This window comes from Leisingera sp. M527, from assembly GCF_025141525.1.
Classification (GTDB): Bacteria; Pseudomonadota; Alphaproteobacteria; order Rhodobacterales; family Rhodobacteraceae; genus Leisingera.
On record NZ_CP081041.1, the window covers coordinates 129277 to 147598 of the forward strand.

Annotated in this window: 12 protein-coding genes and 2 pseudogenes; 7 read left to right on the plus strand and 7 right to left on the minus strand. The window is 59.0% G+C overall.

What is annotated here, in order from left to right:
- Window positions 1-12 precede the first annotated feature (12 nt).
- From K3555_RS23695 to K3555_RS23705, 3 genes are all read right to left on the minus strand, one after another.
- The gene (locus tag K3555_RS23695) at window positions 13-1128 is read right to left on the minus strand and encodes a cystathionine gamma-lyase (RefSeq protein WP_260009095.1); all 1116 of its coding nucleotides are present in this window, start codon (window positions 1126-1128) and stop codon (window positions 13-15) included.
- A gap of 211 nt (window positions 1129-1339) precedes the next feature.
- Entirely contained in the window at window positions 1340-3031 is a 1692-nt protein-coding gene (locus K3555_RS23700; protein ID WP_260009287.1) for a thiamine pyrophosphate-binding protein, read from the minus strand.
- Between the two features lie 157 nt (window positions 3032-3188).
- Entirely contained in the window at window positions 3189-4100 is a 912-nt protein-coding gene (locus tag K3555_RS23705; RefSeq protein ID WP_260009096.1) for a LysR family transcriptional regulator, read from the minus strand.
- Window positions 4101-4238: 138 nt separating this feature from the next.
- Between K3555_RS23705 and K3555_RS23710 the strand changes: the two genes are divergently transcribed.
- The 5 genes from K3555_RS23710 to K3555_RS23730 all read left to right on the plus strand — a co-directional run bounded on the left by K3555_RS23710 (window position 4239) and on the right by K3555_RS23730 (window position 11106).
- Complete coding sequence (locus K3555_RS23710; RefSeq protein ID WP_129373045.1) at window positions 4239-5249, plus strand: TAXI family TRAP transporter solute-binding subunit; 1011 nt, start codon at window positions 4239-4241, stop codon at window positions 5247-5249.
- A 137-nt stretch (window positions 5250-5386) separates the two neighbouring features.
- On the plus strand, window positions 5387-7612 hold the full coding sequence (locus K3555_RS23715) for a TRAP transporter permease (RefSeq protein ID WP_260009097.1): 2226 nt from the start codon (window positions 5387-5389) through the stop codon (window positions 7610-7612).
- Window positions 7609-8892 (plus strand): FAD-binding oxidoreductase, encoded by a 1284-nt coding sequence (locus tag K3555_RS23720; protein ID WP_260009098.1) that lies wholly within the window; start codon window positions 7609-7611, stop codon window positions 8890-8892. The genes K3555_RS23715 and K3555_RS23720 overlap by 4 nt, the downstream gene beginning before the upstream one ends.
- Window positions 8889-9617, plus strand: a complete 729-nt coding sequence (locus K3555_RS23725) for an aspartate/glutamate racemase family protein (RefSeq protein ID WP_260009099.1) — start codon at window positions 8889-8891, stop codon at window positions 9615-9617. Before K3555_RS23720 ends, K3555_RS23725 begins: the two co-directional genes overlap by 4 nt.
- Before the next feature lie 235 nt (window positions 9618-9852).
- Window positions 9853-11106 (plus strand): aminotransferase class V-fold PLP-dependent enzyme, encoded by a 1254-nt coding sequence (locus K3555_RS23730; protein ID WP_260009101.1) that lies wholly within the window; start codon window positions 9853-9855, stop codon window positions 11104-11106.
- Window positions 11107-11814: 708 nt separating this feature from the next.
- Here the strand turns inward: K3555_RS23730 and K3555_RS23735 are convergent.
- Window positions 11815-12295 (minus strand): annotated as a pseudogene (locus tag K3555_RS23735) (IS481 family transposase); the annotation flags it as partial.
- Between the two features lie 87 nt (window positions 12296-12382).
- On the opposite strand from K3555_RS23735, the pseudogene K3555_RS23740 reads away from it, so the two are divergent.
- Window positions 12383-13887 (plus strand): annotated as a pseudogene (locus K3555_RS23740) (transposase).
- Here K3555_RS23740 and K3555_RS24915 read toward each other — a convergent pair.
- A complete protein-coding gene (locus K3555_RS24915) occupies window positions 13788-14264 on the minus strand; it encodes a transposase (protein ID WP_311200061.1) in 477 nt (158 codons plus the stop codon). The pseudogene K3555_RS23740 and the gene K3555_RS24915 overlap by 100 nt on opposite strands.
- A 419-nt stretch (window positions 14265-14683) precedes the next feature.
- On the opposite strand from K3555_RS24915, the gene K3555_RS23750 reads away from it, so the two are divergent.
- Window positions 14684-16156, plus strand: coding sequence for a hypothetical protein (locus tag K3555_RS23750; protein ID WP_260009102.1), 1473 nt, complete (start codon window positions 14684-14686; stop codon window positions 16154-16156).
- A gap of 2 nt (window positions 16157-16158) precedes the next feature.
- Here the strand turns inward: K3555_RS23750 and K3555_RS23755 are convergent, their stop codons facing one another.
- A complete protein-coding gene (locus tag K3555_RS23755; protein ID WP_260009103.1) occupies window positions 16159-17001 on the minus strand; it encodes a hypothetical protein in 843 nt (280 codons plus the stop codon).
- Between the two features lie 373 nt (window positions 17002-17374).
- Window positions 17375-17905: a hypothetical protein gene (locus K3555_RS23760; protein ID WP_260009104.1), complete on the minus strand. Its 531-nt coding sequence runs from the start codon at window positions 17903-17905 to the stop codon at window positions 17375-17377.
- Between the last annotated feature and the right edge of the window lie 417 nt (window positions 17906-18322).

Genomic DNA, 18322 nt, shown 5'->3' on the forward strand with positions numbered 1-18322 from the left:
AAACACTGCCCTCTACTCCTGCAGCGCGTCCAGCGAAGCGGCCATTGCACTCCACAACTCCTCTGCCGGTTCGGTGCCGACTGACAGCCGCACGAATCCCGGCGCCACGGCATCGCCCCAGCGGGCGCGGCGCTCAGCCGAGGTATGCACCCCGCCAAAGGACGTCGCGGATCGGATCAGCGGGCAGGTGTTGATGAAGGCATCGGCCTGTTCCGCGCTGTCCAGAGTGATCGAAATCAGAAAGCCGAACCGCGCCATCTGCTGTTTCGCCAGCTGATGCGAGGGGTCGGAAGCGAGGCCGGGGAAACGGATTTGCTGCACCAGCGGGTGCGCCGCCAGCCGTTCGGCCAGAACCTCCGCCGTGCCGCACATCCGGTCAAAGCGCACCTCCAGTGTCTCCAGCCCGCGGTGCGCCAGCCAGGCCTCCTGCGGGCCGGGGATGCCGCCGCCGAACTGGCGCCACTCGCGCGCCGCCTTCAGGATGTCTTCGTTACGGGTGGCCAGATGCCCCATCAGCACATCCGAATGTCCGCCCGGCGCCTTGGTGTCGGAGGCCACAACCACATCCGCCCCCAGCTCCAGCGGGCGCTGGCCCAGCGGGGTCATGGTGGTGTTGTCAACGATCAGCAGCCCGTCCGCCGCGTGGACCGCATCAGCAATGATGCGCAGATCGCAGAGATCCAGGCCGGGATTCGAAGGCGTTTCCGCAAAAACAACGTCAAAGCCCTCAAACCCGCCTTCGGCAAATGCAGTGGTGGGGCGCTGTTCGACCTGCACGCCCAGATTTTGCAAAAACCGCTCGCTAAGGCGGCGGGTCACGTAATAGCCGTCCGAGGGGATCAGCAGTTTTGACCCTGCCTTGACGGTGGCAAACAGCGCCGCCGAGATTGCCGCCATGCCGGACGGAAACGCCAGCGTTGGTGCGTCCTCCAGATAGGCCAGCATATGCTCCAGCTGCTCCCAGGTGGCGTTGTCCGCCCGGCCATAGCTGGGGCCGCCCGTCCAGTCACCGGGCAGGTGATACATTGAGCTTTGCGTGAGCGGCAGTGCCACCGGCTCGCCCTCAGAAAGTGTGTTGCCGCGCAGGTGCAGCATGGCGCCGGGTTTGGGAGCGGTAGGTGTGTCCATGGGCTGGCACCTTTCGTGAATGCGGGTTTCAGGAGTGATAACCGGCACAATCGAAAATGCAAATCGGCAGAAAGACAATTTGGAGAACTCGAACTGCAGAACAGAGGGCAGCGCCCGCCCGTTTTGCTGAAAGCAAACCTTTGGTTTGACGGGGCGGACGGGCGCTGCCCGGCCTATCGGCCGGGCGAGTGGCTTATGATAGGCTTCAGGGTCAACCCATCCAGCGGCGCACAGGTGCGGCGGCTTCTTCCAGCGCCTGGCAGACCACGTCGATCAGGGTCGGACCGTCATGGGCAAAGGCTTCCTTGATCGCGGGGTCCAAATCCTCGGGGCGCTCCACCCGCCAGGTCTTGACGCCAAATGCCTCGGCCACGGCGGCGTGGTTGGTGCGGTTGAAGTCCACATTATAATACCGCTTATCGCAGTCGTCACGCTGGCTGGCCTTGATCCAGCCGAAGTTGGCGTTGGAGAACACCACATAAGTGATCGGGGCATTGCAGCGCACCACGGTTTCCAGCTCGCCGCAGGTGAAGTTGAAGGAACCGTCGCCCATCATCCCCACAACTTTGGAGCCGGGACGCCCGAACCAGGCACCCAGCGACGCCGACAAGGAATAGCCCAAAGCGCCATGCGCCCGGTTGGTGATATACTGGCGGCCCGGATGCTTCTGCTGCGAGTAGGCGTTGTAATAGGGGCAGCTGGTGCCGGGATCAGACACTACGATGGCGTCATCGGGCAGGTTGCGGTTCAGCGCGTGGATGATCTGCTCCGGCAGGACCTGATCGGTTGCGCTGTTTGCCAGCGCCTCGAACTTGGCGAACTTGCGCTGCTTGATATCGGCGATTTTCGCGGCCCCGCTGAACGTTGGCATTTCGCCCTCGCGGCTGTCCAGATAGGTATTCACTGCCTGCAATGCTAGTTTCAGGTCGGCAACCACCCCCACCTCGGTCGGGTAATTGGCGCCGATGGTCATCGGGTCGTTGTCGAAATGCACGATGCGCTGGCCAGGCTTCGGCGCCTCCCAGCGCGAGGTGGTGGTGGAGCCTGCGCGGCAGCCCATGAAGACCACCAGATCGGCCCCCTCCATCATCTCCCAGGTCTCATCCGTGCCGCCGTTGGAGCCGACCACGCCCAGCGATTGCGGGTGGGTATCGGCAAGCGAGCCCTTGCCGGAGATCGAGGTGCCGACGGCGATATCCAGGCGGGAGGCGAGCGCGCCCAGCTCCTCCATCGCGCCGGAAATCACCACGCCGCCGCCGCAGACGATCAGCGGTGATTTGGCGGTGAGGATGGCTTCAACCGCAGCCTCGGCCGCGCCCGGTTCTGGGGCTGCGCGGTAGGCGGGGTAGCTTTGATGCTTGGGATCGCCCCAGATATCATCCGCTGGGACATCATCATACTGAATGTCATACGGCAGGCCCAAATGCGCCGAGCCGGACCGCCCGGTGGTCATCGCCCGGAACGCCTGGCGCACCATGCGCGGGATGTGGTCGGCGCGTTTGATCACCGTGTTGAACTTGGTCAGCGGGGCCATCAGGACCTCCTGATTGACCTCGGTCAGCGGGTATTTGCCGTAGGACCCCACGGAAATGTCAGTGGTGATCGCCAGCACCGCATAAGAGCTTTCGTTGGCCTCGATCAGCCCCGGCAGGATGTAGGTGGCACCGCCGCCGGACGGTCCTTCGCAGACGCCCACCCGGCCTGTCACGCGGGAAAACCCGTCGGCCATATAGGCAGCACTGCGCTCATCCCGGGTCAGGACATGGGTGATACCATGCTCCAGCCGGTTCATCGCGTCATAGAAAGGCAGCGTGGTGTCGCCGCAGAGGCCAAAGATATGGGTGACGCCGTGGGCCTCCAAAGAGCGCACCATTGCCTCGGCCCCGGTCAGCGCGTTGGTCATCGTATTCTTCATGGGGCCCCCTAAAGCCGTCGTGAGATCTGTCCTGGAGCGGATGCCCAGGATTCGTGTTCTAAATTGTATACAATTCTGTAGATAGATGTGAAGACTGAAATTCTGACGTTTTGAACGGACGGATTTTTCGATCCTGCACAGTGGCTTACGCAAGCATGCTCTGGATGTAATCCCGCCAGGCTTTGGCAAAACTGGCCGCCAACTGCGACAACGGCCGCGCGCTGGGGGTCAGAATCGAATAGCCAAAAGGGATCTGCGGCTCAAACGGCAGAAACCGGATCCGGTCCTCATCCGGGTTGCTTCGGCGGTAGCTTTCAGCGCTAAGGACATCGACAATGGCGCAGGCCTGACCGGCGGCGATGAAGTGGAACAGCGGCAGAAAATACTGCGCGTCATAGCGCAGGTTGAATTCCACCCCCGCCTGCTGAAAGGCCTGCGAGGTGGCCTGATAGGTGTTGTGATCCGGCTGCAGCGCGCCCATTGGGACCCCGTTCAGATCGGCGGCAGTGATGGCTTCGCGGTCCGCCAGCGGATGGCCGGACGGCACCGCACACAGGCAATTGCTGGGCAGTTCTTCTGCCGTGTACAGCTTACGGTCGCCGCGGAACCGGCTCATGTCGCAAAAGCCGATGTCGAAACTGCCGGCCGCCACCAGGCTGCGCACCTGCGGCGAGGACCGCGTTGCCAGCGTCACCCGCACCTCGGGTTTGCCATCCACAAAGCGGCTGATGAATTCCGGCAGCAGATAGGTTGACGGCCCCGGCATCGCCACGATCCGGATCGACCCCTGCACCCGGTCGCGCATATTGGCCAGGTTCTGCTGCGCAGTTTCCAGCCGCGACAAGATCTCGGTCGCCTCCTCCATCAGATACTGCGCCTCGGGCACCGGCACCAGGCGGCGGCCCTCGCGCAGGAACAGGGTCAGGCCCAGCTCCTCCTCCAGTGTCTTGATGGCAGCGCTGATCGCGGGCTGGGTGCGGTGCAGGTTACGCGCCGCCTGGCTGACAGAACCTGTTTTCATGACCTCGTGAAATACCGCAAGCTGATGAGAGTTCATGTTAAGCCACCATAAATTCGATCTATACATACCGTATAATTTTAAATTTGTACTTATGCATTTCCTTTTCCATGATGCAAAGATCGGAGGAGAAAGCTGCAGCAGCCAAGCTGCGGCCAATAATCAAGGGAAGAGATTATGGGAATTTTCAAGAAACTGACCGGGGCCGCATTGGCCTGCACCATGCTGACCGGCGCTGCTGCGGCGCAGGATATGACCTTTTTCCGCATCGGCACCGGCGGCGCGGGCGGCACTTACTTCCCGATCGGCGGCATCATCGCCAATGCGATTTCCAACCCTCCCGGCTCGCGCGCTTGTGACGAAGGCGGCAATTGCGGCGTACCGGGGCTGGTGGCGATGGCGCAGTCGACCAATGCATCCGCGCATAATGTGAACGCCATTCAGAACGGCCAGATGGAGGCAGGCCTGTCCGGCGCCGCAACCCTGCATTTTGCCTATCACGGCACCGGCAAGTTCGAAGGCAACGCCAAGCCCGACCTGCGGGTGATTGCCAATCTGTTCCCCGAAGATCTGCATCTGGTACTGCCCGAAGGCCACAAGCTGGACGGTCTTGCCGACCTCAAGGGCAAGCGCGTGGGCATCGCGCAGGCCGGCTCTGGCACCCAGATCGCGGTTGAGCTGATCCTGGATGACCACGGTGTCAACCGCGACAACATGGACGAGGCCGAGCTGAACAACGCCCAATCCGCCGAGCGCATCGCCGACGGCCAGCTGGATGCCTATTTCTATGCGGCCGGCACGCCCGTCGCAGCGATGATCCAGCTGGATAACACCAAGGGCATGGAGCTGCACAACTGGTCCGCGGAAGAGATCAAACAGGCCAACACCACCGTGCCCTATTACATCCCTTCGACCATTCCGGCGGGCACCTATCCGGGTGTGGACTATGACGTGAACACCGTGGCGGTTTCCGGCATGCTGGTCACCAATGCCAATATGGATGAAGAGCTGATCTATGGCATCACCAAGGCGATGTGGTCCGACACCGCCCGCAAGCTGCTGGACAACGGCCATCCCAAGGGCAAGGCGATCACCCTGGAAACCGCGCTGGAAGGCGTGGAAGGCATCGGCGTTCCGCTGCATCCGGGTGCTGAGCGGTTCTACCGCGAAATCGGCCTGCTGAAGTAACTCCTTCCCCCTGAACTGCGGCAGCAGGGTCCGCCTTGCTGCCGCCTTTTGTTTCCCGGTGCCCCTGCCCGCCTGCTGCCCGCAAAGCGCAGACGCAGGACGCATGCGCCGTTGACCCTGCTAGACTGGAACTGCCGATGTCCCTGGACACTCACCTTGACAACAAAGCGTTGGAGGAGCTGGAGAAGCAGTATGACTCCGCTCTGAACACGCGCGACAACGGACCCAGGCTGACGGGGTTCATCTATTGGGCCAGCATCGTCTTTGCCCTGTATCATCTGTGGACGGCTGGGTTCGGCACCCCGGTGGACCATGTTCATATGGGCATTCACCTGGCTGGGCTGTTCCTGTTCATCTTTGTCGGCTTTCCGCTGATCAAATCGGCGCGCAGCCTGGAATGGCGCGGGCCGAACTTGCTGCGCCCCGGCAATGTGCCGCTGTATGACTGGGCGCTGACCGGTCTCAGCATGGCGGCGGCGCTGTTCCTGTGGGTCAGCTGGCGCGGCTTTGACATGTTCGGGTTCGACATCGCCGAGCAGGCGCTGCGGCAGGGCAATCCCTCCAGCCTCGATGTGTTCTTCGGCTCGGTTCTGATCCTGACAGTGCTGGAGATCGCACGCCGCACAATCGGCTTTGTGCTGCCGCTGATCATTCTGGTGTTCATGATCTACGCGCTGTTCGGCCCCTATATGCCCGCGCAGATCCTTAAGCATCCGGGCGTCAACTGGCAGCAGTTCGTCAACAATATGTATTTCCCCTCCGAAGGCATATTCGGCGTGACGCTGTGGGTGGTCTCCACCGTGGTGTTCCACTTTGTGCTGTTCGGCGTGGTGGCGCAGCGGATGGGGCTGGGGCAGTTCTTTGTCGACAATGCGATGATCGTGGCCGGCCGTTACACCGGCGGCCCGGCCAAAGTGTCGGTTGTCTCCTCGGCCTTCTTCGGGACCATTTCGGGGTCTTCGATTGCCAACACGGTTTCCACCGGCTCGCTCACCATCCCCAATATGAAAAAGATGGGATACCCCGGCCATTTCGCAGGCGGGGTTGAGGCTGCGGCGTCCGCTGGCGGGCAGATCACCCCGCCGATCATGGGGGCCGCGTCCTTCCTGATGGCCGAATATCTGGAGGTGCCTTACACCACCATCGTGATTGCAGCGATTGTGCCGGCCATGATGCATTACATCGGGGTGATCTCGATTGTGCATTTCACCGCCAAGAAGCTGGGCCTTAATGCCTACCCCAAGGAGCAGCTGCCCAAGTTCCTGGCAGTGTGGAAGGACGGCTGGTACACTATCGTGCCGCTGATTGCCCTGCTTCTGGTGCTGTTCTCGGGCTATTCGCCGAATATGGCGGCCTTTATCGGACTAAGCCTGTGTGTGGTGGTCGGTTTCTGTGCCTTTGACAAGCCTGCAACCCTGCTGGTGCCGCTGGCCTTGCTCGGGTTCATATTCTGGAAGGCCTCACCCTATTCCGGCGAGGGCTATACGCCGGTTATGGCGGGTATGCTGGCCGCGCTGACCCTTATCGGGTGCATGCACCGCAATGAACGGCAAAGCTTTCGCGATCTGTTCGACAGCTTCCACGTCGGCGTGCAGTATGCGCTGGCTGTGGGCGCGGCCTCGGCTGCGGTGGGCATCGTCGTGGGTGTGATCAACACCACCGGCGTTGGCTTCCGCCTAGGCTTTATGGTCACCGGCGGCGCGGCGGATATGGCCACGGCAATTGCGCCGCTCTTGGACTGGACAACGATTGAGGCGTTCAGCCAGCCGTCGATCCAGCAGTTCCTATCGCTGGTGCTGATCGCCATGGCCTGTATCCTGATGGGCGCCGGCCTGCCGACCACAGCGCTTTATATCATGCTGGTGGCGGTCGCGACGCCGGCCCTCAGCCAGCTGGGCGTGCCGCCGCTCGCCACCCATATGTTCGTGCTCTACTACGGTGTGATATCCGAGATCACCCCGCCGGTCTGCGCCTCGGCCTATGCGGCGGCGGGGATTGCGGGATCGAACCCGTTCCGCACCGGATTGAATGCCTTCACCCTGGGGCTGGGCAAGCTGATGGTGCCGATGGTGTTTGTCTACGCGCCCACCATGCTGATCGTGCTGCCGGAGCATTTCACCCTGCTGAGTTTCACCCAGGTCACACTGACCTGTGCGGCAGGCGTCTTTGCCATCGCCACAGCCGTGTCGGCCTATTTCCTGGCGCCGCTCACGGGGCTGTGGCGGCTGCTGATGGCAATCGGCGGCCTGCTGCTGGTGGCGCCTTCGGGCGGCTCTGACATCGCCGCCCTTGTGGTGATGGCGCCGGTGCTGCTGCAGCAGCTGGGCCAGCAGCGCAAACTGCAGGCTGAGGCTGCCCGATGAGCACCCCTGCCGCCCCTGATCTGCCTGGTTCTCCCGATGTAACAGTCCTGGGCGCCGGGATCGTCGGCATCTGCTCGGCCTTGTCCCTGGCCGGGCGGGGGTTGCGGGTCCGGCTCATCGACCGGGATGCGCCGGGTCAGGCGACGTCTTACGGCAACGCCGGCATCATCTCCCCCTGGTCGGTGGTGCCGCAGTCGATGCCCGGCTTGTGGAAGAAAGTGCCCGGCTGGCTGCTGGCTCCTCTGGGGCCGGTCGCGGTGAAGCCCGCCTATCTGCCCAAGGTCGCGCCCTGGGGGCTGCGGTTCCTGTCCGAAGGGCGCGCCGGGCGGATACAGGAAATCTCGGATGCAATGGGGTTTCTGTGCAGGGATTGCGTGGAGGGTTTCCGTGTTCATTTAGCCGGAACCGGTCACGAGGATCTGGTGCAGGACAGCTACTACGTCCATGCATCCCGCAACCCGGATGAGGCGGACCTGAACAGCACCGGCAACCGGCTGCGGGCCGCGCAGGGTGCAGAGATGGAGCGGATCGGCGCCGCCGAGCTGCGCGATCTGGAACCGGCCCTGACACCTGAGTTCCAGGCAGCGATCCTGATAAAGGGCCAGGCGCGGGCAGTCTCTCCCGGCCGGATTGGCACCGTGCTGGCAGAGAAATTTCGATCCATGGGCGGTGAGATCCTGCAGCAAACCGTGCGGGGCATCCTGCCTGCACAAACCGGCGGCTGGACCTATACCACCGAAGCGGGCCAGGAATGGACACCCAAGCTGGTGCTGGCGATGGGGGTCTGGTCGGGCGAGCTGCTCAAGCCGCTGGGGATCAAGATCCCGATGGAATCGGAACGCGGCTACCATGTGTCCTTCAAAAACCCCGGCGTCGCGCTGAACAATTCGATCATGGATATGGACATGAAATTCGTGGCCTCCTCGATGGAGGAAGGGCTGCGGGTGGCCGGCACTGCCGAATTTGCAGGCCTGGATCAGCCGCTCAATCAGAAGCGGCTCGACGGGCTGGCGGAGCTGGCCAAGGCACTGCTGCCCGATCTGCAGGCCGGCGACATGGGCACCTGGTCCGGCCAGCGCCCCAGCCTGCCCGACAGCCTGCCCTGCATTGGCGAGGTCGAGGGTTTTCCCGATCTGATCGCCGCTTTCGGCCACAGCCATTACGGCCTGATGATGGCCCCGAAAACCGGACGGCTGGTGGCCGATATCGTCAGCGGCACACCGGTGAACGAAGACCTCGCGCCGTTCCGCGCGCGGCGGTATGAAAGGATCAAGGCATGACCATCCACCCCGGCGGGCAGAACATCTGCGGCGTCTCCATCGGCGTCCTGGCGCTGGAAAGCTACTTCCCGAAACCCCCCGGCCATATCAAGAACCCCTCCAGCCTGCAGTTCACCACGCTGTATGAAATGCTGGACGGGATCACCGTGCCGAAACTGCTGGCCAACCCGACCGGCGAGATGAAGGACCGGCTGATCGAGGCTGCCAAGCGGCTGGAGGCCAAAGGCGTACGCGCCATCACCGGTTCCTGCGGGTTTCTGGCGATCTTCCAGCGGGAGATTGCCGCGGCAGTGAATGTGCCGGTGTTTGTCTCCTCGCTGATCCAGGTGCCGCTGGCGCATCAGATGACCGGGCGCACTGTGGGGGTGATCACCGCTTCCGCCGGCAGCCTGACCGATGCCCATATGCGCGGCGTAGGCGCTGAACACACACCCGTGATGGTGCAGGGGCTGGACGACGCAGAGGAGTTTTCCACCGTGATCCTGCGCAATGAGCGCACGGCGATGGATCTGGCCAAGGTCGAGGCAGAGCTGCTGGCCGCTGCCAAAGGTATGATCGCCCGCAATCCGGAGATCGGCCCGATCGTGCTGGAATGCACCGACCTGCCACCCTATGCTCATATGCTGCAGGCAGAGCTGAACCGGCCGGTGTTCGACATCATCACCCTGTCTGAGATGGTGCATAGGGCTGCTTTGCGTGTGCCTTTCCCGGGTTTCATCACCTGAAACGCTGAGGGCGGCGTCCGACCCTGGGTGGGTGCGAAAGCGCCCTCCCGTGGGGAGGGTCGGGCGCTGCCCGGCCTGCAGCCGGGCGGGTCATTCAATTGAACCCAACCCTCACTGGATTGGAGCTCATGCCACAGAGATTTCCGGCTCTGAGCCCCCAAATCTTTTGCATGCGGAGCGACGTCCTGGGTCTTAATCTGGCGCGGAAACACACATTCCGCCTGATAGGACCATCATGAGCCAGATCACCGACATTCTCCTTGAGCAAATCCGCGACCGCTTTGCCCAGGTCGATACCTGCCCGCAGCAGGGCAGCCGCATCTTCTTTGAAAACGCCGGCGGCGCGCTGACGCTGAAATCGGTAGTTGAAACCTCTGCCCGGTATGCCGCTATCCCGGACAACCAGGGCCGCGACAATCCCGGCAGCCATGAACTGGTGCGGGTGATTGCCAGGGCCAAGGACGACATGCGCGTCTTCATGAACGCGCCGGGCGGCCAGTTCTTTGCCGGTGAAAGCGGCACCGAGCTGTTGTTCCGCTTGATCATGAACGCCTGCCTCGGCTCGCCTGAGGGCGGCACTGTGCTCGGCTCAACACTGGAGCATCCGGCCACCCGCTCTGCCTGTGCCCGCTGGGCCGCGGTGGCACGGCAGAACCATGTGCTGATCCCGCATGACGACGCCAGCGGTACCGTCTCGGCTGACGCCTATTCCCGAGCAGTAACCCCGGACACGGTTGTCGCCACCATCGTCCACACCTCCCCGGTCACAGGCATGGGTGTTGACGTAACCGCCTGCGCCGCCGCCATCCGCGACGTGGCGCCGGACTGTCTGATCATTGTCGACGGCATCCAGCACGCCGCCCACGGGCGGATTGACCTGACGGCATACGGCGCCGATGGCTATGTGATCTCACCCTACAAGATGTTCTCGCGCCACGGCTATGGCCTTGCCTGGATCTCGGGCCGGCTGACCAGTCTGCCGCATAACGCGCTGATCGACGGGCCGGAAGACAACTGGGAAATGGGCACCCGCGACACCGGCAGCTACGCCACCCTGTCGGATGTGGCCGAATACCTCGAATGGCTCGGCGGCGAGGTGAGCGATGCCACGGACCGGCGCGCGAAATTCCTGGCAGCAGGCGAGGCGATCCACGCGCATGAAAAAGCCCTGACCGACGCAATGATCCATGGCACCGGCAATCTGCCTGGCTTGGCGAAAATGGAGGGCGTCACCATCCTGGGCGGCGCGGACAACCCGGCACGCGAGGGGCTGGTGTCGCTGACCGTGGACGGCGTGCCGTCGGCGGATGTGGTGAAGCGGCTGAACGAACAGGGCATCCGCACCCATCTGCGCAAGGCGGATCACTACTCGGGCAATATCCTGGCGCCTTTGGGCATGAACAGCTGCGTAAGGGTTTCCCTGTGCCACTACAACAGTGCCGGCGAAGTCTCCAAGTTTCTGGGCTTTATGAAAGAGATTGCGGATTAAGATCCGCTGCACTCTTCCGCCTTGCTGCGAAAGTGCGGATTAACTTAATGCAATCAACCGCCCGGCCGTTGGGGCGGGCAGTGCCTGGCTTTCTGTCCGAACTCTCAAGAAAATTGCTGCTGACGCGAGCGTCAACTTTGTAGCTTGATCGCCTTTGTAAAAGGAGGCGGAATCCCTCCGAAACAGTCCGGGCAGAAATGGCGAATGATGCGGATTTGGCTCCGCAACCTGCCGGTCAATGCCCCGTGCCATGTACCTCTTGGCGCGGCTCCGGCGGCGGTATGGGGCAGTTCCAATCTCAGCATGAAACCTGGCCTCCTGCCGGAGAGAAGATTCCGTGAAAACGCTTGATAGGAAAGTGGGGTGATCACGCCTCACCTGATGCGGCGCCTTCGGCTTCTCGCAAGTTGTCGCTTGAACCGGCCTTGTTGCGCAAAGCCGGAAGGGGGATTCATTTCATGATTTCATGATTTCAGCTTGGTAGCTGGTCTGCAACAGCGGCTGAACCGATACAATCTCAACCGGTGAATGATCAGTGCCGATCATCAGCCAGTCAAAACCCACCAGCGGCAACACTTCGGTGAAGACCGGGCTGGCCAGCGACAGCCTGAGGCCGATTTGGACTTCGCCCGCAAGAAGCCGCTCATTGAAAATGATTGCACGGCGGGCTGATCATGTGAACTGAACCGACACAGATCCAAGCGGCCCGAAATCGGCGAGGTGGGTGCGAAGCTGATCGTGGCTGTTGCAGTGGAAGCGTTTGACGGTGGCGTCCTTGATTGTCCGGTTCATCCGCTCGACTTGACCGCCACTCGGGAAAACGGTCCCCCGGACCGTTTTTTAATCCTCGCAGCTCCACGGATGGTTGGGCTTGGTCAGGCGGTGCTCAATCCTGTTCGCTTCGCAGATCATGTTGAAGCGCATCTGCCGGGCAGCGAATGGCACCGAAAAGAGAGAGCTTTCCTTCGGTTGTCTGCCCTTCGGCGATATCCATGTGAAAGAAGCCAATGGGGTAGCGCCTGAAGTGCTGACGCTCGGGCTTGCCCTCCTGGACATCCGGCAACCGTGAGATGCCATGCCGCTGAAGGCAGCGGTGCAGTGCTGACCGGGTCAGGTGCGGAATGGACGGTTGCAAGGCGTATAGACAATCATCCAGCGGCAGGAGCGTGTGCCGGCGGAAAGCCGCAACAGTGTCTGCCGTCAGCACCTTTGGGACAGATTTGAGGATTTGAACACCAGAGTGGTTCTGGTTCATCGTAGCTTTCAAGGAGCGCAGATGAATAAGAAGCCCGGAACATCGAAGGACAGCGCTGACAAGCTTGTCAAAAACATCCGCCGCAAAACCCGCCAGACCTATTCTGCGGAAGAGAAGATCCGCATTGTTTTGGCAGGTCTGCGTGGCGAGGAAAGAATTTCGGCGCTGTGCCGCCGCGAGGGCATCTCTGAAAGCCTGTATTACAGTTGGTCGAAAGAATTCCTGGAAGCCGGGAAACGGCGGCTTTCTGGCGATACGGCGCGTCAGGCGACATCACCTGAAGTGAAGGAGTTGCGCTCCGAGGCGTTGGCTTTGAAGGACTGCGTGGCTGACCTCACCCTGGAAAACCGTTTGCTGAAAAAAAGCATGACCGGGGCTGGGGAGTTCGAGGAATGAGATACCCGGCGTCCGAGAAACTGGAGATCATCCGCACGGTTGAGGGATCACATCTGCCGACCAGAATGACCCTCGGCATGCTGGGCATTCCGCGCACGACTTTCTACCGCCCCCTCTTGGCAGATTTGCGTTGCAAATCGCCTGCCGGGCAATGGGATATGACCGCTACGTTGAAGGCGGGTTCGATGCCCTTGCAGATCACTCGCCCCGCCCAAAGCCGGTCTGGAACCGTATTCCACAGGCCAGGCGGGATGACCTGATCGAGTTTGCGTTGGAGCATGAAGCGCTGACGACACGCGAGCTGGCGGTCAAATACACCGATGAGAAGCGGTATCCTCGCCCATTGTCTCTCGGACCAATGGCTCGATCTCTGAATCATCCGCTTATCGCATTCTGAAGGCCGCCGATCTGATCACCGCGCCCGAGTATGTGGTGATCAAGGCTGCCGGCGAGTTCAAAGACAAGACGACGGCCATCAACCAGATGTGGCAGACGGACTTCACCTACTTCAAAATCATCGGTTGGGGCTGGTAGTATCTGAGCACGATCCTGGACGACTACAGCCGCTACATCATCGTCCCGCTGCCCGGCAGTCGTTTGCAAAGCAAACGATGAGAGGGGGAAACTTTGCACAAACATGCGGGCCGAGGATGTGACAGACACGATTGAACTGGCTTTGACAGCATCGGGCTGCGACCAGGCGGCCGTACGCCACAAGCCGCGCCTGCTCAGCGAGCTGCCCATTGAAAGCGCCATTGGTTCGAGCCCAATGGGCGGCGGCTCGTGCTACATCTCTGGCGACTTGGCTGAATGGTTGGGAAAACAAAAGATGACCCATGTGCGCGGAGCACCATTCCACCCGCAAAAGGGAGGGCAAGATTGAACGCTGGCATCAGACCTTGAAAAACCGGGTCCTGCTGGAAAACTACTATCTCCCCGGTGCTCTCGAACGCCAAATCGGGACCTTTGTCGACTACTGCAACAACCAGCGCTACCACGAGAGCCTGAGCAACGTCACACCCGCCGGCGTCTACTTCGGAAGGGACAAAGCCATTCTGAGAGAAAGGGAGAAGATCAAGAAGTTGACGATCCGACAGCGCCGCTTGCAACACCAGAAACAGGCAGCATAATCAATCACGCAACCGAACCAGAGCCTCCAATGCTCAAGCCGCTCTGAAGTCCCATTTTTTATGACGACGGACAAGATGCCGAACGCATCCCGGCGGTCGGTTTTGACAGGCATCGCTTTCAGTGCGCTCTTTACATGCCGGGCCTCCATCAAAACCACTTCAAATCCTGCCGCCGTCAAATGCATGTGCAGCCACTGTGAGAGCGGCCCCGCTTCCAACCCCTCAGCCTCCACATTGCCTGCAAGATCCTGCAGAAACGCCGTCAGGGCTTCTGGTTCACTGGCCGCGTTTGCCTCCTTCACAACCTTCCCGCAAACACTCAGAACGCAGATTGCAGTGCTTGCCAGTGAGACGTCAAAGCCGATATAGAAATCCATGTCGTTGCCCTTTCATTCTGCCAAGGAATTGGGGCACGCCTACCGGCAAAACCCCGCAGACACGCGATACGTGTCAAGGACAACGACATCTCATCACCACAATCACATCAATATGCCGAAACGGTGATGATTCACGCCAAGCCCTATTACGGCATCTCGCGCGGCAGGGGCCCCCGGCTCCTGAAACAATCATTCTGATGGAACCGAGGCCAGTGATGCGCTAACAATCAAACCGGACAGGTCAGATCAGGCCCCCAGCACAGCTCAACCCACCGTCAACTCCTCAAAGGGAGCACACTTAAAAACAAAGTGCTAGCGGCGCCATTAGATTGGGTTGAGCAAGGCGCAGGCATGTTCTAGCTAGTGGAAACGTAGCGAGTAGTTTGCTCTCTCATCAAAGTGCTGCCTTAGGAACGAAAATGAGAAACTTCAATTCAGCGCATGAGAAAGATCTCGAAGTCCTATCTTCTTTTTTAAAAGTCGAGGCAATTAACTCGCTGAACTTCAATGATGCTCTCATTTGCGCAGGCCTTTATGGCCGGTTGCACTGGGATAACATTTCAGGTTTTTTTGGTGACGACGGTTTTGAAAAGGAGTTATTCGCAAAATGGAAACACAAGCTCCCTAGATTATCGGCCAAGGAAATGCGCGGCGGAAGACCGGACAGATGGTGTCACGTTCTGACGAGAGTCTATTCTTATGGCGGACATTCCCGCCTATTTAAGCAATTATGCAATGGACTGGCAGACCATGGAATTTCGCAATCTTTGATCGTGACACAAAAGGCAACGGCCGACGTCCTCAGAGCACTTCCTGATCATCTTGATGCCAAATCGGTGTTAAAGGGCACTCCCGAGCACCGGGCTTGCGCAGTTTATAAGATAGCAAGAACCGCCAGCACTGTTCTCCTGTACAACCACCCAGACGACATCGGTACCGCGCTGGCCGCCCGGGCGCTTCGGGAAGATGGGGTGAAGGTCCTATTTGTTAACCATGCCGATCATGTATTTTCATTCGGCCCCGGGGCCGCTGATACTGTTCTTGAAATCTGTGCGACCGGATGGGCAACATCTGAACAACGACGGTCGACCAATGCACAGCATTTTATGGGGATACCTATGGTCTCCGCTAGCGCTGACAAGATCGCAACCAGATACAACAGGTCCGGCCCCATTTTATCTATTGGTGGGCCTGCTAAATACAAACCCACCTCCAGCTTGAATTTTCCGAGGTTTCTGGAACAGCTTCTAGCAGTCGTCTCAAATGATGTCGTCCTCATTGGCCCGAGCAAAAAAGACCCTTGGTGGGCCGATGTGCTGGCGAAATATCCTGGGCGCATTCAGCTTTTGGGTATCCAGCCGTCCGAAGTCGTGCAGACGGAATTCCAGCGCGCATCTTGTTATGTCGACAGCTTTCCAATGGATGGGGGGACTGTATTTTCGGAAGCAGTCCTCAACGGTCTGCCAACGTTTGGGCCAAACAGGCAATCTGCGCTAGGCATCAGCCCAGCTGACTCTTTGCGATGCGAAGGAGAGACGCAGCTGATTTCTGACGTCGCGGCTTACTTGAAAGGCGGTGAGTGCTCTCTCGATCTGGTGGCCGTTCGGAACAGAATTCATCAGGATTTCACGAACTTAGCAGCGGTCGAAAGAGTACTGGAGGCCGCGGCGGGGGTAACCAAGGCATTGCCGGACTATTTGACACAACTAGGCAACCGCGGTCCAGACTACAATGCCCACAACTGGCGCCAAGACGCCCAACTGCACTTTCCCAAAAGAGCATGGAGAAAACTCTCTCTCAGGAAGAAACTAAAGATTTGGCGCAGTGCAAGTCACTTAGACCTAAGCACCAGTACAGTAAAGAAACTCAAGCACCGGATTTTTTTTGGATAAACTTACCACACAATCAGTTTTGCACACCCTAAGCCAGCCTTGCCGTAGTCGTTTCCATTGTAAAACATATATGTATCATTTTCGGTAGAAACCACAGCTGGATAAGTCATCATCTGAGAGTCCCACCCTGTTTCTGAAGTGGCAAGACCGAGTTTGTCATCACATCGGATCCAGGAGTATCTGTCTTCGGACTCCGCATAGGCGAGTTGATACGGGGTCTCCTCAGTGCCTTTACCGAAGAACATCCGATATCTGCCCCCTTGTTTAACGACATAGGGCCTGCCGACACGGTGTTCTCCTGGCAGATTATCAACCACAACGCTACCTTGACCCGGGAAATGCACTCCATCGTCCGATTCCATATAGCGAATATTGTAGACGGGCAGAGTTTTGCTTTTCCCTCCAACAAATTGACTGCCTCCACCGTACCAGACACGCCATTTCCCATTATCGTAAAAGATCGAATGAATGGCCCGAAACAACGTTTCATCTGGCGTTCGGTCCAAAATTGGAATTTGAGAATATCTTGTAAAGGAAGTCCCTCCATCTTTACTGACTGCAAGGCCGCAAAACGCCTGGAAACGAACTTTTTCGCCTCGCAGGTAACCTGCGTAGTACATATGAATTTCATCGCCCTTCTGAACAACTGCACAAGGAACTACTCCGTGTTGATCAAAGGTTCCGAAAGATCCCACGTCGAAAGCAGGATGCTGCGAGACGTCAAGAACCTTGTTCGGACTCTCTTTATCAAGATCGACAAATCCTGCACGGCTTACCCCGGCATCGTCCCTAAAACCACAGAAGACGCGGATCTTATCTGGCAACACAATCGGAGTCGGCTGCAACGCAGAGTGCTTGGCCCACTCAGAATTGCCGTCCGGGCCGTAGATCAGCCCAAGCTTTTCCCATTTTATTTCTTCCCCCTCCGGGTGCAGACAAAATAAAATTGTTAGGGTTAATACCGCATGCGACTATTGGTGTTCACTCGCCCCTGCAAAGATAAGTCGTTCAATGCAGCCTGTTTCCAGTTCAACCTTATGTTGCCACCTTACAGAAGTCCTTGCATCGCGTTAACCAGAACCTATGCTCGAAGACGCCCCGTTCAAGACACTCTGCGCCACAGCAGCCGTCTAGCCGACTTTCGGCCTTAGTGTTTGTCAGTTCCGGTTTGAGCCTCACTGACATATCGCCAACGTAATACAAACAATAGAACAGCATTCACTTCATTGTCACAAGTGAGCGATCCGGCAGGAAGCGAGATCGCTTTATGGAATAGTCTTTTCCCTTCAGCCATTCTCTTACCGCCTTCGTTTCGCCTGGGTAGCGTGCGTCATTCAATTCATCGAAGACAAGGACACTACCACGAAGCAGCCGATCCTCCATCGCCACAAGTGCAGCTTTAGTAGGCTCGTACAGCGCCATGTCGAAGAAGGCTAGTGCAATCACCGTTTCCGAATGTTCGCTCAGATACTCCGAGACTGTATTGCAAGCATTACCCTTCACAAGGTTGTGCTCGACCGCATGCCCCATCGCGTTTTCAGAGCGATGATATGCAAGCAGTGCTTCCAAGTAGTCTTTGTAAGTTTCTGGAACTGCATAGCCATCGTCCTTCACTGTTTCGGAACGCGCATCAGTTTCCGTTATTCCGTCATAGCCGTCATAGCCGTCATAGCCGTCAAAGGTATCAAAGCCTACATAAGCCCTAGACGCATTATAGGGTTCGAGCATAGCTATCATGGATTCGAACACGACGAGATCCTGCCCCAGCCAGGTTCCCAAGACGAAAACATCACCTGGGATGCCCAAGATCTCACTGTACGCCTCATACAGAAAAAAGATCTTTGTCAGCGCGGAGGATCGCGCAAACAGGCCAAAATTCGTGAGAAGGGTCGCATCATCAAACGGGCGGCTTTCAAATAAATTTTACAGCTGTTGCCGAGCTGTCATCTGCTTTTCCGATGTGTTGTTGTGCGGCACGAACATTGGGCTTTTCATTGCGCTCTCCTTTAGAGGCTATCAAAGGGTGAATGTTCGAATTCATCAGCTGTTGCAATCTGTTTGACAAATTTTGACACAAGCTGGCTCAGATCAACCTATTACGTGGGTAATCGATGCTCAGATCCATCGGCGGCCAGGATCCCAAAAACACTCTTCCCCGTGTCCTCC

What these genes read in the sequence shown, in the direction of transcription:
- K3555_RS23695 (WP_260009095.1), bottom strand. Translation starts at nt 1,128, where the DNA reads ATGGACACACCTACCGCTCCCAAACCCGGCGCCATGCTGCACCTGCGC.
- K3555_RS23700 (WP_260009287.1), bottom strand. Translation starts at nt 3,031, where the DNA reads ATGACCAACGCGCTGACCGGGGCCGAGGCAATGGTGCGCTCTTTGGAG.
- K3555_RS23705 (WP_260009096.1), bottom strand. Translation starts at nt 4,100, where the DNA reads ATGAACTCTCATCAGCTTGCGGTATTTCACGAGGTCATGAAAACAGGT.
- K3555_RS23710 (WP_129373045.1), top strand. Translation starts at nt 4,239, where the DNA reads ATGGGAATTTTCAAGAAACTGACCGGGGCCGCATTGGCCTGCACCATG.
- K3555_RS23715 (WP_260009097.1), top strand. Translation starts at nt 5,387, where the DNA reads ATGTCCCTGGACACTCACCTTGACAACAAAGCGTTGGAGGAGCTGGAG.
- K3555_RS23720 (WP_260009098.1), top strand. Translation starts at nt 7,609, where the DNA reads ATGAGCACCCCTGCCGCCCCTGATCTGCCTGGTTCTCCCGATGTAACA.
- K3555_RS23725 (WP_260009099.1), top strand. Translation starts at nt 8,889, where the DNA reads ATGACCATCCACCCCGGCGGGCAGAACATCTGCGGCGTCTCCATCGGC.
- K3555_RS23730 (WP_260009101.1), top strand. Translation starts at nt 9,853, where the DNA reads ATGAGCCAGATCACCGACATTCTCCTTGAGCAAATCCGCGACCGCTTT.
- K3555_RS24915 (WP_311200061.1), bottom strand. Translation starts at nt 14,264, where the DNA reads ATGGATTTCTATATCGGCTTTGACGTCTCACTGGCAAGCACTGCAATC.
- K3555_RS23750 (WP_260009102.1), top strand. Translation starts at nt 14,684, where the DNA reads ATGAGAAACTTCAATTCAGCGCATGAGAAAGATCTCGAAGTCCTATCT.